Origin of the sequence: Bradyrhizobium sp. BWC-3-1, assembly GCF_032917965.1 — a bacterium.
Classification (GTDB): domain Bacteria; phylum Pseudomonadota; class Alphaproteobacteria; order Rhizobiales; family Xanthobacteraceae; genus Bradyrhizobium; species Bradyrhizobium canariense_D.
This window is the reverse complement of sequence record NZ_CP136625.1, coordinates 6,395,262-6,410,459: the sequence shown is the minus strand read 5'-3', so window position 1 is coordinate 6,410,459 and position 15,198 is coordinate 6,395,262. Positions and strand designations below refer to the sequence as shown.

Below are 15,198 nucleotides of genomic sequence, written 5' to 3'. Positions count from 1 at the left end.
TGGCGGGTTCAATTGCCGGCGCTTTCGTGCAAGGATGCCTGCCGAAACGCCCCCTCCAAGCCCCCAAGAAGAGGTTCACTATGGTCAATCGCATGCAATTCTACATCGACGGCGCCTGGGTCGATCCCGCCGTCAAGAAGTCCACCGCCGTGGTCAATCCGGCGACGGAAGAAGCGATGTACGAGGTTGCGCTGGGCTCCAAGGCCGACGTTGACAAAGCCGTCGCCGCCGCCAAGCGCGCGTTCGTGACGTTCTCTCAGACCAGCCGTGACGAGCGCGTCGCGCTGCTCACCAAGGTCATCGAGATCTACAAGGGCCGCCTCAAGGAGATCGGTGCCGCCGTCTCGGACGAGATGGGTGCGCCGCTGCCGATGGCCGAAAAGCTGCAGGCCGGCGCCGGCCTTGGCCACCTCATGACCACGCTCGACGTGCTCAAGAACTATCATTTCGAGGAACCGGTCGGCACCGCCATGGTGCTACGCGAGCCGGTCGGCGTGGTCGGCATGATCACGCCCTGGAACTGGCCGCTCAATCAGATCGCCTGCAAGGTCGCGCCCGCGCTCGCCGCCGGCTGCACCATGATCCTGAAGCCGTCGGAGTTCACCCCGACCTCGGCCTTGATCTTTGCGGAAATCCTCCATGAAGCCGGCGTGCCGAAGGGCGTGTTCAACCTCGTCAACGGTCTCGGCCCCGAGGTTGGCGCCGCAATGAGCGAGCACCCCGACATCGACATGATCTCGTTCACCGGCTCGACCCGCGCCGGCATCGACGTGGCCAAGCGTGCGGCACCGACCGTGAAGCGCGTCAGCCAGGAGCTTGGCGGCAAGTCACCGAACGTCATCCTCGAAGGCGCCGACCTCACGAAGGCGGTGACGGGCGGCGTGATGCACATGTTCAACAACTCCGGCCAGTCCTGCAACGCGCCCTCGCGCATGATCGTGCCGGCCTCGAAGATGAAGGAAGTCGCCGCGATCGCGAAGGCTGTCGCCGACAAGACCAAGGCAGGCGATCCGCGCGCCGAAGGCACCACCATCGGTCCCGTGGTCAACCGCGGCCAGTGGGACAAGATCCAGGGTCTGATCAAGAAGGGCATCGACGAGGGCGCAACGCTCGTCGCCGGCGGTCCGGGCCTGCCCGAAGGCGTTAACAAGGGCTTCTATGTCCGTCCCACCATCTTTGCCGACGTCACCCCCGACATGACCATCGCCCGCGAAGAAATCTTCGGACCGGTGCTGACGATCATCGGCGCCAAGGACGAAGCCGAGGCCGTGCACATCGCCAACGACACGCCCTATGGGCTTGCCGGCTACGTCACGGGCGCTTCCGTCGAGGACGCCAAGCGCGTCGGCCGTCAGATCCGCGCCGGCAACGTCAACCTGCAGGGCGTACCCAACGACCGCTCCGCGCCGTTCGGCGGCTACAAGCAATCCGGCAACGGCCGCGAGTGGGGCAAATATGGCCTCGAGGACTTCCTCGAAGTGAAGGCCGTCGCCGGCTTCAACGCGGCGTAGGCGTTACTGCCTGGGTGAACATGACGCCGGAGCGGGAAACCGCTCCGGCGTTTTTGTTCTATCTTTCGTCATTGCGAGGAGCGAAGCGACGAAGCAATCCAGGCTGCCTCCGCGGAAAGATTCTGGATTGCTTCGCTCCGCTCGCAATGACGAGAGGCGTGACGGAGGAAAAACTATCCCCCGACCGCGCCCTGCGTGTTCACATACAATGCGTAGATCGACTGGCTCGCGGCCATGAACAGGCGGTTGCGCTTGACGCCGCCGAAGCAGAGATTGGCGCAGCGTTCGGGCAGCGCGATGCGGCCGATCATGACGCCGTCGGGCGCGAACACCACGACGCCGTCGAGCTCGGGATCGCCCATGCCCCAGCCGCACCAGAGATTGCCGTCGATGTCGCAGCGCATGCCATCAGGCGTGCCCGGGCCGGCGTCGATGTGGACGCGCTTGTTGGAGATGGTGGCGCCGTCAGGCGAGACGTCATAGGCGAGGATTTTCCGGTTCGGCACGCCGCGTGATTCCACGACGTAGAGGATTGTCTCGTCCGGCGAGAAGCACAGCCCGTTGGGCCCGAGCACGCCTTCGGCAACGATGGTCGCCTTGCCGGTCGCGGGATCGAGCCTGTAGACGTTCGGCTCGATCTCGGGCTCGGCCTTGTAGCCCTCGTAATTGCCGAGTAGGCCGAAAGTGGGATCGGTGAACCAAACCGCGCCGTCGGACTTCACCACGACGTCGTTCGGCGAGTTGAGCTTCTTGCCGCCGAACGAGTCCATCAGCACGGTGATGCTGCCGTCATATTCGGTGCGGGTGACGCGTCGCCCGCCATGCTCGCATGTGACGAGCCGACCCTGGCGATCCCTGGTGTGGCCGTTGGCGAAATTGGAGGGCTTGCGGAACACCGAGACCGCGCCGGTCTCCTCTTCCCATTTGACGATGCGCTGGTTCGGAATGTCGCTGCACAGGAGATAGCGCCCGTCGCCGAACCACACCGGACCCTCGGCCCAGCGCAGGCCGGTCGTCAGCCGCTCCACCGCCGAGAGTTTCAGCCAGTATTTTTCGAAGCGGGGATCGAGTGCCTTTATCGCCGGATCGGGATAGTAGCTCGCCGGCCGCCAGCCTGGCCGCTCCTGGGGATGGGACGATGCCTCATTCATGTCGGTTCTCTCGTTTCGTTCCCTCTGGACAATCCTGCTATCATTAGAGACATGTGACCGCAAATTGGTTGCCAAAGGCGAGGAAAGACATGGCGCGCATCTTGATGACGGGAGCTTCGGGCGGGATAGGAACGCGTCTGCGAAAACTGTTGCCGCCGATCTATCCGGACCTGTTGCTCAGCGACATCCGCCCGCCCGCCGATCTCGGCCCCAACGAACAATTCAAGGCGGCGGACCTCTCTGACCTGGCGCAGTGCGAGGCGATCTGCGAGGGCGTCGACGGCATCATCCATTTCGGCGGCTATTCGGTCGAAGGTCCCTGGAACGACATCCTCCAGGCCAACATCATCGGCGGCTACAATCTGTTCGAGGCCGCGTATCGCAAGGGCGTCAAGCGTGTGGTGTTCGCCTCCTCGAACCATGCCGTCGGATTCTATCCCCGCCACCACAAGATCGGCACCGACGTGACCCCGCGCCCCGATGGCCGCTATGGCGTCAGCAAGGTATTCGGCGAAGCGGTCGGCGCGCTCTATGCTGACAAGCATGGCCTGAAGGTGACTTGCCTTCGCATTGGCAATTTCGGCGACGTGCCGCTGGACCATCGCCGGATCTCGATCTGGCTGAAGCCGGAAGATCTGGTGCAGCTCTGCCGGATCGGGCTCGAGCATCCCGACATTCATTTCGAGATCTTCTACGGCGTGTCCCTGAACGAGCGTGCCTGGTGGGACAACCACCGCGCCTACGAGTTCGGTTACCGTCCGACGGGGCGCTCCGAGGATCATGTGGCACATGCGATGGCCGAGCAGGCCAAGCTGAAGCCCGATCCGGTCGGCGATCACTATCAGGGCGGCGCGTTCTGCAGCAACGAGTTCGACGGCGACACAAGTCGCATCATCGATTGGACCAAGCGGTAGGAGCGCATTCGCAAATCCAGGGTGTCGGAATCGACGCGCTAAACAACGCGTTTGCCGGCCTGGGCCGCGATGGGCCTCTGTACAAAGTACATCAGGATCAGGGAAATCACCGCCGTCGTCACGACGACGTATCCCAGCCGGTCGAAATGCCGGAGCGTACCGTCGGCGTCCTGCGCGATGAGTGCGGCGGCGAGCACGGAGCCGAGCCCGCCGGAGAGCTGTTGCAGCGACGCGCCGACCGCGCTGAAGGAGCCGCGTTGCGCCGGCTCGGGGATTGCCGAAATCAACGCCTGCGAAGGAATCATGCGGGAGAAGATGCCGACGAACATCAGGACGTTGACCAGGATCGCGACCGTCAGGCTCACCTCGCCGAGATGGGTGTAGATCAGCACCATCACGATGGACATGGCGCTGCCGAAGACGAAGGTGGGGTATTTGCCGAAGGCATCGCTCGCGCGTCCCACCAGCGGGCCGATGACAATGCTGAACAGGCCGGAGACGAGATAGATCGTCGGCAGATGCACGATGTCGATGCCGAGATTGTGCACCGTGTAGGCGCTGCCGAACGGCATCAGCATGTAGCCGCCGGTCGCCAGCAGGGTCGTTACCGAAAACGCCATCCAATAACGCGGCTGCGAGACCGTGGCGATCAGATGCCGGAACGGATTTCGATCCTGCTTCAGCCCGAGATGGCCGTTCACCGGCTTCATCAGGAGCATCACTGCGGTCATCCCGATCACCGACAGTCCGACCAGCGCGCCGAACGCGACGTGCCAGTTCCACTGGTTGGCGAGGAAAAGACCGGCCGGGATGCCCAGCACCTGGCTTGCAGCGAAGGCGGTTTGCACGAAACCCATGACGCGGCCGCGCAATTGCAGCGTGAACAAATCGGTGACGATGGCGAGCACGACCGAGCCGATCACGCCGCCGAACAGGCCGGTCACGATCCGCCCCAGCAGCAACAGATGATAGTTGGGCGCGATCGCGCACAGCATCGTGCCAAGGGTGAAGCCGGCGTAGAAGAACAACAGCAGCCGCTTGCGATCAAACCGGTCGGCAAAGCCGGCCGCCAGGATACCGGAAATCCCCGCGCTGAACGCATAGGCCGAGACCGCCACGCCGAACTGAGCGGCCGAAATATCGAGCGCCGGCATCATGATGGCGCCGAGCGGCGACATGATCATGAAATCGATGATGATCGTGAACTGGACCAGCGCCAGCAGCGCAACGAGGATCGCCTGGTAGCGCGAAAAGCCTCGGGATGGCGCTTGCCGCTCGGCGATCGGCTCCGTCAGGGTTTGTTCGGTCATGGCATTTCATTTGGGAGGGAGTGGAGGAGGACGCGCGACGTGGCGCCGGAGCCCGGCCCATATTTATTTCCGGCTCTGCGAAATTTCGATGGCTTGACAAACAGTTTTAGTGTCCGTCCCAGCGCGGTGCCTCGATTCACACGGGGCGAGCGACGCAAAGGCCTGAGCCTCGCTTTGGCCGTTCCGGCCATTGATCCAGATCAACGTTGCTCTGGCCGTCTGGCTCTCGATTTTGCGAGACCGCAATTCGGCAATCGGTGCCTCGATCACGGCTCAACGGCGGCAGCGCGAGTCAGGACAATGAAAATCGAATTGCCAGCCGCCGTACTGCTCACGCTTTCATGTCGGGACCGGCGCGAGCCGCGATGCTCGGCGACGCCGAGGCGACGTTTCTCGACCAGCTCGTCACCGCATCCGCGGTGCTCGAACAACGATGTGTCGGCTACGAGGTCAATGGTGCCGGCAGTGTACAGCTCGGCGCCCGACTTCTCGGCAGCACGGATGCCGCGATGGCGATGATCGACGCCTATGCTGCAGCCATCAAGGCCCGCGATGGCGAGAGCTCCGATCCCGGTAAATTCCGCCCCGAAGTGTCCGACGCTGCCGGCAAAACGTTCAGGCGCGTCCGGACCGATCTGATCAGAAACCCGAAGAGAGCCTGCGCCGACTATGGCGATGCCAGCGTGGATCGCGGTCTGCTGAGGCGGTACTGAACCGGGACTTGAGGGATTCAGATCTGCGCAAACGAAAGGGCCGTCTCGAAAGACGGCCCTTGGTTGTTATTCGACGATCTCAACGATCCGGTGGGTTCGCGGTTCGACCAGAACCGTGCGACCGTTCACCACCGTGTAACGATACTCACGGGCGCCGTACTCGGGCGGCACCTCGTAATAGGTCACGCCCTCTTCCGGAAGAACCGCCCCGACTCTCACATCCTCGCGGTACTGATATGAGGGCCGCCGCTGTTCGACGACGTAGGAGTGAAAGCGAGGACGTTGATCGACACCAAGGACTCCCGCCACGCCGCCAACGACGCCGCCGACGACGCCACCCACAACTGCACCGACAGGCCCTGCCGCTCGCTCACCATCCCGCGCACCGCGTTCGACGCCTCCGGGAACGCCCTGGGCCTGGGTCGTTACGGGAAGCAGGACGGCGACGGCAACAGCGGCGGCTCCGACTAAACGGCAAATCATGGCAGCTCCTATGGTGGGGGATTGGTGCAAGACCAAGTACCAAGCCGACCATAGGTTCCCCAGAAGTTGTGGACTGCGGGCGTTATTGCCCGAATGGGCTCGTGCGGCCTGCAATTGCGGGCAATCCAGCGCGCCCGTACCGCGTGAACTGCACCACCGCGAGAAGCGAACGTCTCCCATCTATGAACGCGGGCCCTGCTGTTCGGCTTGCTCACCCCCAATCCGCGCCAGATAGTCCGACTTGCTGAACTGCATATGATCGACGCATAGCTGGGCCAGCGCCCAGCTGTCACGGCCTTTCAACAGCTCGATCATCAGCTCGTGCTGGCGCCTTGATTGCGCGAGGCCGTCTCGGTCGGCGAGGTTCTTGGCGCGCATCGGCAGCGTCAGGTTCATGTAGTCCTGCAGCGAGCGCACCAGATAGGGATTGCCGCAGGCCGAGAACAGCGCGAGGTGGAAGGCGTCGTTGGCCTCGTGGATACCGCGCAGGTCCTGCAAATCCGCTCTCGCGCAATATTGTCGTTGCGATGCGGAGAGCTCGTCGATCAGGCCTTGTTGCGCGGGCAGGGGAATCATCAGCGCCGCCTGCCGCGTCAGCATCTCCCGGACCTCGTAGATCTGCCGGACCTCTTCGGCCGAGTAAAACCGCACGGTGGCGCCGACATTCTTCTCGCGGCGGACGATGCCCCGGCGCTCCGCATCCACCAAGGCCTGCCGCACGAAATGGCGCGAAGTGCCGTAAGCCGACATCAGCGCGTCCTCTGTGAGGCGCGCGCCTGGCGCAAGTCGGCCGAAGATGATGTCCTCTTCGAGCCGCGCGACGATGTCGTCCGGATCGTCGCGCCGGACCATCGTGGCGTCTGCGATGTGAATGTCGGACATGCCCTCGGCGTCCCGGCGCTTGGCCGGTTCGTCCTGTGGAGCAGGGAAGGCCCTGATTGTCAATAATCTGGTCTCCCACCAGCGCGCAACACGGGTAAATGGCAGGTTTAACGTCTGTCTTATTGACAATCAAGGGGCAATCTGTAGGACAATGACCCGGTAATGGGAGTGGTATGATGACGAGTGGGTTGCGCAAAGGGCTGACGAGCTATGGCGATGCCGGCTTCTCGCTGTTCCTGCGCAAGGCGTTCATCAAGGCCATGGGCTATTCCGACGACGCGCTGGAGCGTCCGATCGTCGGCATCACCAACACCTATAGCGACTACAATCCCTGCCACGGCAACGTCCCGCAGATCATCGAGGCCGCCAAGCGCGGCGTGATGCTGTCGGGCGCGATGCCGTTCGTGTTCCCGACGATCTCGATCGCGGAGAGTTTTGCGCATCCGACCTCGATGTATCTGCGCAATCTGATGGCGATGGACACCGAGGAGATGATCCGCGCGCAGCCGATGGATTCGGTGATCGTCATCGGCGGCTGCGACAAGACTCTTCCTGCGCAGGTGATGGCGGCGATCAGCGCCGACCTGCCGACGGTGGTCATCCCCGTTGGCCCCATGGTGGTTGGTCATCACAAGGGCGAGGTGCTGGGCGCCTGCACCGATTGCCGTCGCCTCTGGGGCAAGTATCGCGCCGGCGAAATGGACGATGTCGAGATCGAGGCGGTGAACGGCCGCCTTGCGCCGTCGGTCGGCACCTGCATGGTGATGGGCACCGCCTCCACCATGGCCTGCATGATCGAGGCCATGGGCCTGTCGCTGCCGATGAGCGCGACGATTCCCGCCCCGCATGCGGAGCGCTTTCGCCTTGCCGAGGCGAGCGGCAGGGTGGCCGCCGAGATGGCCAAGACCAAAGGTCCGAAGCCGAGCGAATTGCTGACGCCGGCATCTTTCAAGAATGCCCAGGTCGTGCTCCAGGCGATCGGCGGCTCGACCAACGGCCTGATCCATTTGACCGCGATGGCACATCGTTCGCCACACCGGCTCGACCTCGGGGTGTTCGACCAGATCGGCCGCGAGGTGCCGGTGCTGGTCGATCTCAAGCCGTCGGGCGAGCATTACATGGAGCATTTCCATCACGCCGGCGGCGTGCCGAAACTGCTGGCGCAACTCGGCGATCTCGTCGATCTCGATGCCAAGACGATCACCGGCCAGACGCTGCGCGATATCGCGGCGAACGCGGAAGACGTGCCCGGCCAGGACGCGATCCGTCCGCGGGACAATCCGATCAAGAAGGAAGGTGGCCTCGCCGTGCTGCACGGTAATCTCGCGCCGCGCGGCGCGGTTATCAAGCAATCCGCCGCGAGCCCAAAGCTGCTGCAACACACGGGCCGTGCGGTGGTGTTCGAATCCGTCGAGGATATGACGCTGCGGGTGGACGATCCCGATCTCGACGTCACGGCGGATGACGTGCTGGTGCTGCGCAATGCCGGCCCCAAGGGCGCGCCCGGCATGCCGGAGGCGGGCTATCTGCCGATCCCGAAGAAGCTCGCGCGCGCTGGGACCAAGGACATGGTGCGCATTTCCGACGCGCGCATGAGCGGCACCGCATTCGGCACCATCGTGCTGCACATCACGCCGGAATCCGCCGTCGGCGGGCCGCTGGCGCTGGTGAAGAACGGCGACATGATCCGGCTCGACGTCGCCAAGCGCAGCATCGAGCTTCTGGTGGATGCTACCGAGCTGGAACGGCGGCGTACGGCATTGAAGCCCGCGGCTGCGCCGGATGAGGCGCGGCGCGGCTATGCGTGGCTGTTCAACGAAACCATCATGCAGGCCGACGAGGGCTGCGACTTCGATTTCATGCAGAGGACTGGGAAGAAGACTGAGCCGAAAACTAAGAGTGGGTGATCAACCACCCGGAAGCGTAGCCCAGACCGCTAAAGCGGCGGGCGTTAAACAGGGGGAAACGATGATTGCACGATCCATGCCAAGATTCTTACATCGGCTGGCGGCGACGGCCGCGATCTTTCTCGTGACGGGCGCATCGGCGCAGGAGGTGAAGCATTATCGCTTCGCCTACGACCAGCCGCGCAACACCGGCTACTCCATCGCGGGCGACCTCTTTGCCGAAAAGCTCAAGGAATTGAGCAAAGGCACCATGATCATCGATCAATATCCGGGCGCGCAGCTGGGGCAGGAGCCGCAGGTGCTCCAGCTCGTGAAGGCGGGCGACGTCGAGTTCTCGATCATCTCCTCGGCGAACACCGCGACGATCTCGCCGCAAGCGGGCGTGATGTCGTTGCACTTCCTGTTCCGCGACGAGAACCACGTGGTCAAGGGTCTGGCCGATCCAAAAGTGTTCGAGGCGCTCAAGACCATGATCGACGAGACCACGCAGGGCCTGCATGTGATCGCGACGGGGTCGCAGGGCGTGCGCCACATGTACTCCAAGAAGGAGATCCACAATGTCGGCGACATCAAGGGCCTGAAGATCCGGGTGCAGGCGACTGCGACCGAGGACACCATGTTCCCGGCCTACGGCGCCCAGACCGTGCACATGCCGTTCGGCAGCGTCTACACGAGCCTGCAGACCGGCGTCGTCGACGTCGCCGAGAACAGCATCAATGTCTACCTCGTCAACAAGCACTACGAGGTCGCCCCGGTCCTGAACATCACCGAGCACGAGGCCAACAACGCGCTGGTGTTCATCTCCGACAAGCTCTGGCAGAGCCTGTCGGCGGAGCAGAAGCAATGGGTCCAGGCGGCGGGGAACGAGGTCAGCTCCAAGGAGCCGCAGAAGGCCTTCGACCTCGAACGCACCGCGGCAGAGAAGCTGAAGAAGATGGGCGTGAAGATCGTCGACAACGTCGACAAGAAGACCTTCACGGCGATCGCCGATCCCTATCTCGACAAGCTCGCCAAGGAGCTCGGCCCGCACGCCGAGAAGATCAAGGATTTGATCCGCTCGATCAACTAGGCCGCGTACCGTTGCCTCCGCGTCGTCCCGGCGAAAGCCGGGACCCATACGCCGCGGCGGCGCTTGGGGCAGGATAGCCGCCAGCTTGCTTTGACCACACGCAGCTGGGGATATGGGTCGCGGCTTTCGCCGGGACGACGGGGATAGTGATGACAATCGCCGACAAACTGCTGGTGCAACGCCAACGGCACCTCAAATGGCGCGGGCTGGACTGGCTCGAGCTCGCCTTGATGATCCTCTGCGGCGTGCTCTGCTTCGGCTTCTCGCTGTCGGTGACCGCCGACATCGTCACCCGTACCATCGGCCATCCCTGGCTCTGGCTCCAGGAAGTGACCTCGACGCTGTTCATCTATGCGATTTTCGTCGGCACCGCGGCCGCGACCCGGCGCAACGACCACCTCTATCTCACCGCGATCTCCGAGGCGATGCACGGCACGCCGCGTCTGATCGTCGAAGTCATCATCCGGATCGTGGTGCTCGGCGTCGCCTTCGGCCTGATCGTGTACGGCTATCAGAACTATCTTCGCGGCTTCGGCAGTTTCCGCCTGCCGTCGGGCACGCCGATCGCCTCGCTCTACGCGATCATCCCTCTGTCGGGCGTGCTGATCGGCCTGTTCACCATCGAGCAGCTCGTCAACGGTCTGCGCAACGGCTTTGACCACCCCGAGCCGCCCGAAGAGGATGACGGGGCGCCTGTTATCACCGACGCGCAGATGAGGGCGCAGCCGTGAGCGCACCCCTTGTTCTGGCGTTGATGACGGTCTGCTTCCTGTCGTTCGGCTATCTCGGCGTGCCCGTGCCGTTCTCGCTGATGGCCGGTGTCTTCATCGGCGCGCTGCTGTCGGACGTCTCGCTCGCCGCAATCATCCAGAAAATCTTCGACGGCGTCGATTCCGAGGCGCTGCTGGCGATCCCGTTCTTCCTGCTGGTCGGCGAGCTCATGAGCTCGGCCAATGTGGTGGTTCGAATAGCCAACCTCTCGGTGTCCCTCGTTGGCCACATCAGAGGCGGCCTGTCGCAGGTCGTGGTCGTCTTCAGCATGTTCTTCTCGGAAATGTCGGGCTCGACCACGGCCGACGTCGCTGTGATGAGCCGCGCTCTGGGCGGCCCGATGAAGCGCGAGGGTTACGAGCCCGCCTTCATCGCCGCGATCATCGCATCCGCATCGACCATCGCGGCGCTGGTGCCGCCGAGCATCACCGCGGTGGTCTATGGCGCCGTCGGCAATGTCTCGATCGCCGGCCTGTTCATGGCAGGCGTCGTGCCGGGCCTGATGATCGGCTTCGGGTTGATGATTTATTGCTATTTCTTCGGCCCGTCCGGCCTGCGCAAGCCGCGCGCGCCGCTGCGGCAGGTGGTGTTCGCGGCCGGCGATGCGGCGCTGCCGCTGATGATTCCGGTGATCCTGTTGGGGGGCATCCTGACCGGCTGGTTCACGCCGACGGAAGCCGGTGTCGTCGCCGTGGTCTGGATTGTCGTCGTCGTGATCCCAGCGCTCAACCGCGGGCATATCAGGAAGATTCCGTACGATTTCTGTCTCGCCGGCCTGATCTTCTCGCTGCCGCTGATCACGATCGGCGCCGCCAATGCGTTCGGCTGGATGCTCGCCTATTTGCGCGGTGCAAGCTACATCGCCGAAGTCATCACCTCGCTCGCCGGCAACGACCCGCATCTGATCATGCTGCTGATGGTGCTGCTGTTCACGGTCGTCGGCGATTTCATCGAGCCGGTGCCGACCATCATCATTTTCATGCCGCTGGTCAACACACTGACGGAAGCCGGCGACATCAACGCCGTGCATATGGGCGTGGTGCTGATCGCCACGCTCGCCTTCGGCCTGATCACGCCGCCTTACGGCTTGGTGCTGCTGATGGCCTCGAAATTCGTCGGCGTCAGTTTCGCAAAGGCGCTACGCGCCGCTTTGCCGATCTATCTGGTGTTCCTCGGGACGATCGCGTTTGCGATCTATTTCCCGAGTGTGGTGCTGTGGCTGCCGCAGAAAGTGCTGCCGGAATCGGTCGGATGCTTCAAGTCGCCGGCGGGCACGGGCTATATCTGTCCCAAGTAAGCCTGCTCGAGTGAACGCTACTTGCTCTTGCTGGTGAATTTCTTCACGGCGGTTCGAAACTCCGCAGTGTTCATCGCCATGATGATCTTGTGCTCCTCGGCGTCGAGTTGCTGCTTCACCGGGGTCGTGGCGGCCTGGTAGACCAGCGACTTGGTGCCGGCAATCGCGGCGAGCGGGTTCTGCGCCAGCCGCTCGGCGAGGGTTCGCGTTGCCGCCTTCAACTCGGCGGCGGGAACGAGCTTCGCAACCAGACCCCATTCATGGGCCTGCTGCGCGGTGAAATTGTCCTCGGAGAGGAAAATCTGCAGCGCGCGGCGGGAGCCGACCGTGTTGACGATGCCGACCGTAGATCCGCCATCCGGCGAGACGCCGATCTTGGCATAGGCCGGCGTGAATTTGGCATCCTCGGCGGCGATGCAGAGATCGGTGACGAAGGCGAGGCCCATGCCGGCGCCGGCCGCCGAGCCGTGCACGCTGGACAGCGAGACCTTCGGCATGCGCCGGAGGATCTCGATGAAGGCGTGATAGTGCTTCAACAGCTCGCCGACGACCGGCGTCACCGTGCCCGCTTCGGCGGCGGCGCCGATCGTCTGCAGATCGCCGCCAGCCGAGAAGGCGCGGCCTTCGCCTTCGAGGACCACGACCCTGATGTCGTCGGCGCCCTCAATGTAAGCCGCGAGCTGTTCGAGCTGTTGTGCAATCGCCAGATTGATCGAGTTGAACGCGGCGGGCCGGTTGAGCGTGATGGTCGCGATCGGCCCGTCGATCCGCAGCAAGGCGGGATCGTCGGGCTGGGAGACGGGAGCTGGCATCTTGAAATCCCCGGCATGAGGTCGTTCGTGCGACTAAATCGCAGAAGGCGAGGGGTGACAATCCCCGGCAGGCGCCCTTGCGCAAGCCGGAACGATAGGTTCAAATGGACCTGCCTTCGTCAGGGACGGACACGAGCGCCGGCTCCTCCTGGGCAAGCAAGCCAAAATCAGCGCGAGAGGAGACGACATGGGTGACGCTCGTGTCTTGCGGAAATGGGCTGTCCAATGACGGACGGTCCGGTGGTCATTATCGGTGCCGGCCATGGCGGCTACCAGGTGGCGGCATCGCTGCGTCAGGCGGGATTTTCCGCTGCTATCTGCCTGATCAACGACGAGGCGCATCTGCCCTATCAGCGGCCGCCTTTGTCCAAGGCTTACATCAAGGGGACCGCCGGGCCGGAGAGCCTGATGTTCCGGCCGGGGAAATTCTACCAGGACCAGAGCATCGAGCTGGTCGCGGGCCGCGCCGTGTCGATCGACCGCGCGGGGCGCAAGGTGCTGCTCGCCTCGGGCAGGCCGCTGCCCTACGGCCACCTCGTGCTGGCGACCGGCGCCCGCAACCGGCTGCTCGATCTGCCCAATGCGAACCTTCCCGACGTGAAATATCTGCGCATCCTCGACGACAGCGAGGCGCTGCGGCAGATCATGCCGTCAAAGACGCGGGTCGTGGTGATCGGCGCCGGCTTCATCGGCCTCGAATTCGCGGCCACCGCGCGCATCAAGGGGCTAGAGGTCGACGTGCTCGAACTCGCCCCGCGCGTGATGGCGCGCGCGGTGACGGCTGAGGTGTCGGAGTATTTTCAGGCGCGGCATCGCGAGGCCGGCATCCGCATCCACCTCGGCGTGCAAGCAACCGCGATCGAGGCGGAGGACGGCAAGGTCACCGGCGTCTCCTTGAGCGACGGAAGGCATTTGCCGGCGGATCTTGTCGTGGTCGGCGTCGGCGTGCTGCCGAACATCGAGCTTGCGGCGGAGGCGGGGCTGCCGGTCGCGGCCGGGATCATCGTCGACGAATATCTCTCGACGGCCGATCCTGATATCTCGGCGATCGGCGATTGCGCGCTGTTCAACAGCCCGCGCGTCGGCGGATCGCAGCGGCTGGAATCGGTGCAGAATGCCACCGATCACGCGCGCTGCCTCGCGGCGCGGCTGACTGGCGACCGCAAGGCCTATGACAGCCATCCCTGGTTCTGGAGCGACCAGGGCGAGGACAAGCTCCAGATCGCGGGCCTCACCACCGGCTACGACCGCGTCGTCCTGCGCGGCGATCCCACCAGGAAGGCATTCTCGGCGTTCTGCTACAAGGGCGAAAATCTGCTCGGCATCGAATCGATCAACCGTGCCGGCGACCACATGTTCGGCCGCCGCCTGTTCGGCCTGGATCGCTCGATCACGCCGGAGCAGGCCGCCGACGAAAGTTTCGACCTGAAGGGCGCGCTGGCGTGATCAGTTCGCATTGAGGACGGCGGCGACTTCCGCGGCCGTCGGCATCGACGGCCCCGCGCCCATGCGCTGCACGGAGATCGAGGCGGCGGCATTGGCGAAGGCGAGTGCTGCGCGCAAGTCGACGCCGTCGGCGAGTTGCGCCGCGAGTGCTCCCACAAAACAATCGCCTGCGCCCGTGGTGTCGACCGCCTTCACCACGCGGCCTTGCACCGAAATCTCCTCGCGTCCCGCGAGCGCCAGCACGCCGCGCTTGCCGAGGGTCACGCAGATGGTCTGGTCCTCGCGCGCCTGAAGTTTTCGTGCGACGTCGAGGATGCGCGCGGCCTCGTCACTGTCGGACAACTCCACGCCGGCGAGGAGGCCGAGCTCGGTCTCGTTCAGCACGAGGATGTCGATCAGCGCGAGCAATTCGCTCGACATGGTTTGTGCCGGAGCCGGATTGAGCAGCGTCGTGGCGCCAATGTCGCGAGCCCGCCGGAAGAACGCGGCGATCGTCGGCAGCGGGATCTCGAATTGGCTGACCGCGACGTCGCCCTTGGCCAGCGGGACGGCCGCGACGTCATCGACGCCGACAAGCGCATTGCTGCCGGGAATGACGACGATGGTGTTGTCGGCCTCCGCCACCGTGATGATGGCCGTGCCTGTGTGCGCCTCGGCCGTCTCTCGGATCGCGCCGAGATCGATGCCTTGCGCGCCGAGGAACGTCCTCAGCTCACCGCCGAACGAATCCTTGCCCAGCCGGCCGATCAGCGTGGTCCGCGCGCCAAGCCGCGACGCCGCCACCGCCTGGTTGGCGCCCTTGCCGCCCGGAAAATACAGCACCTGCTTGCCGGCGACGGTCTCGCCGACCCTGGGATGGCGATCGGCTGTCGCCACCACATCCATGTTGATGCTGCCGGCGACGAAGACGCGCCCCATGAGAGACCCCTGCG

At 64.1% G+C, this 15,198-nt stretch carries 14 protein-coding genes; 8 read left to right on the top strand and 6 right to left on the bottom strand.

Annotation, left to right across the window (positions count from 1 at the left end; translation table 11 throughout):
* Positions 1 to 80 precede the first annotated feature (80 nt).
* Entirely contained in the window at positions 81 to 1,511 is a 1,431-nt protein-coding gene (locus RX329_RS30980; RefSeq protein ID WP_085352131.1) for an aldehyde dehydrogenase family protein, read from the top strand.
* A 173-nt stretch (positions 1,512 to 1,684) separates the two neighbouring features.
* Here RX329_RS30980 and RX329_RS30975 read toward each other — a convergent pair whose 3' ends face one another.
* Positions 1,685 to 2,662, bottom strand: a complete 978-nt coding sequence (locus RX329_RS30975; RefSeq protein ID WP_085352132.1) for an SMP-30/gluconolactonase/LRE family protein — start codon at positions 2,660 to 2,662, stop codon at positions 1,685 to 1,687.
* Between the two features lie 89 nt (positions 2,663 to 2,751).
* Here RX329_RS30975 and RX329_RS30970 point away from each other — a divergent pair, with 89 nt between their 5' ends.
* Positions 2,752 to 3,576, top strand: coding sequence for an NAD-dependent epimerase/dehydratase family protein (locus RX329_RS30970; RefSeq protein WP_085362272.1), 825 nt, complete (start codon positions 2,752 to 2,754; stop codon positions 3,574 to 3,576).
* A gap of 38 nt (positions 3,577 to 3,614) precedes the next feature.
* On the opposite strand, the gene RX329_RS30965 is transcribed toward RX329_RS30970, so the two are convergent.
* A complete protein-coding gene (locus tag RX329_RS30965; protein WP_085362273.1) occupies positions 3,615 to 4,886 on the bottom strand; it encodes an MFS transporter in 1,272 nt (423 codons plus the stop codon).
* 365 nt (positions 4,887 to 5,251) lie between these two features.
* On the opposite strand from RX329_RS30965, the gene RX329_RS30960 reads away from it, so the two are divergent.
* A complete protein-coding gene (locus tag RX329_RS30960; protein WP_317244783.1) occupies positions 5,252 to 5,599 on the top strand; it encodes a hypothetical protein in 348 nt (115 codons plus the stop codon).
* Between the two features lie 66 nt (positions 5,600 to 5,665).
* Here RX329_RS30960 and RX329_RS30955 read toward each other — a convergent pair whose 3' ends face one another.
* Both RX329_RS30955 and RX329_RS30950 read right to left on the bottom strand, forming a co-directional pair.
* The gene (locus RX329_RS30955) at positions 5,666 to 6,082 is read right to left on the bottom strand and encodes a DUF1236 domain-containing protein (RefSeq protein ID WP_026233295.1); all 417 of its coding nucleotides are present in this window, start codon (positions 6,080 to 6,082) and stop codon (positions 5,666 to 5,668) included.
* A gap of 180 nt (positions 6,083 to 6,262) precedes the next feature.
* Positions 6,263 to 6,964: a GntR family transcriptional regulator gene (locus RX329_RS30950; protein WP_317244782.1), complete on the bottom strand. Its 702-nt coding sequence runs from the start codon at positions 6,962 to 6,964 to the stop codon at positions 6,263 to 6,265.
* A 176-nt stretch (positions 6,965 to 7,140) separates the two neighbouring features.
* On the opposite strand from RX329_RS30950, the gene RX329_RS30945 reads away from it, so the two are divergent.
* The 4 genes from RX329_RS30945 (at position 7,141) to RX329_RS30930 (ending at position 12,008) form a co-directional block, all read left to right on the top strand.
* Positions 7,141 to 8,871, top strand: a complete 1,731-nt coding sequence (locus tag RX329_RS30945) for an IlvD/Edd family dehydratase (protein ID WP_317244781.1) — start codon at positions 7,141 to 7,143, stop codon at positions 8,869 to 8,871.
* A gap of 61 nt (positions 8,872 to 8,932) precedes the next feature.
* Entirely contained in the window at positions 8,933 to 9,940 is a 1,008-nt protein-coding gene (locus RX329_RS30940; protein ID WP_317244780.1) for a TRAP transporter substrate-binding protein, read from the top strand.
* Between the two features lie 149 nt (positions 9,941 to 10,089).
* On the top strand, positions 10,090 to 10,671 hold the full coding sequence (locus tag RX329_RS30935) for a TRAP transporter small permease (RefSeq protein WP_085352138.1): 582 nt from the start codon (positions 10,090 to 10,092) through the stop codon (positions 10,669 to 10,671).
* A complete protein-coding gene (locus tag RX329_RS30930; protein WP_026233292.1) occupies positions 10,668 to 12,008 on the top strand; it encodes a TRAP transporter large permease in 1,341 nt (446 codons plus the stop codon). The genes RX329_RS30935 and RX329_RS30930 overlap by 4 nt, the downstream gene beginning before the upstream one ends.
* A gap of 17 nt (positions 12,009 to 12,025) precedes the next feature.
* On the opposite strand, the gene RX329_RS30925 is transcribed toward RX329_RS30930, so the two are convergent.
* Positions 12,026 to 12,820, bottom strand: coding sequence for an enoyl-CoA hydratase/isomerase family protein (locus tag RX329_RS30925; RefSeq protein WP_317244779.1), 795 nt, complete (start codon positions 12,818 to 12,820; stop codon positions 12,026 to 12,028).
* A 225-nt stretch (positions 12,821 to 13,045) separates the two neighbouring features.
* Between RX329_RS30925 and RX329_RS30920 the strand changes: the two genes are divergently transcribed.
* Positions 13,046 to 14,266 carry an NAD(P)/FAD-dependent oxidoreductase gene (locus tag RX329_RS30920; RefSeq protein ID WP_317244778.1) on the top strand — a complete coding sequence of 407 codons (1,221 nt, stop codon included), beginning with the start codon at positions 13,046 to 13,048 and terminating at the stop codon, positions 14,264 to 14,266.
* Here the strand turns inward: RX329_RS30920 and RX329_RS30915 are convergent, their stop codons facing one another.
* Positions 14,267 to 15,184, bottom strand: coding sequence for a ribokinase (locus tag RX329_RS30915; RefSeq protein WP_018457065.1), 918 nt, complete (start codon positions 15,182 to 15,184; stop codon positions 14,267 to 14,269). It lies immediately after the preceding gene.
* Positions 15,185 to 15,198 lie beyond the last annotated feature (14 nt).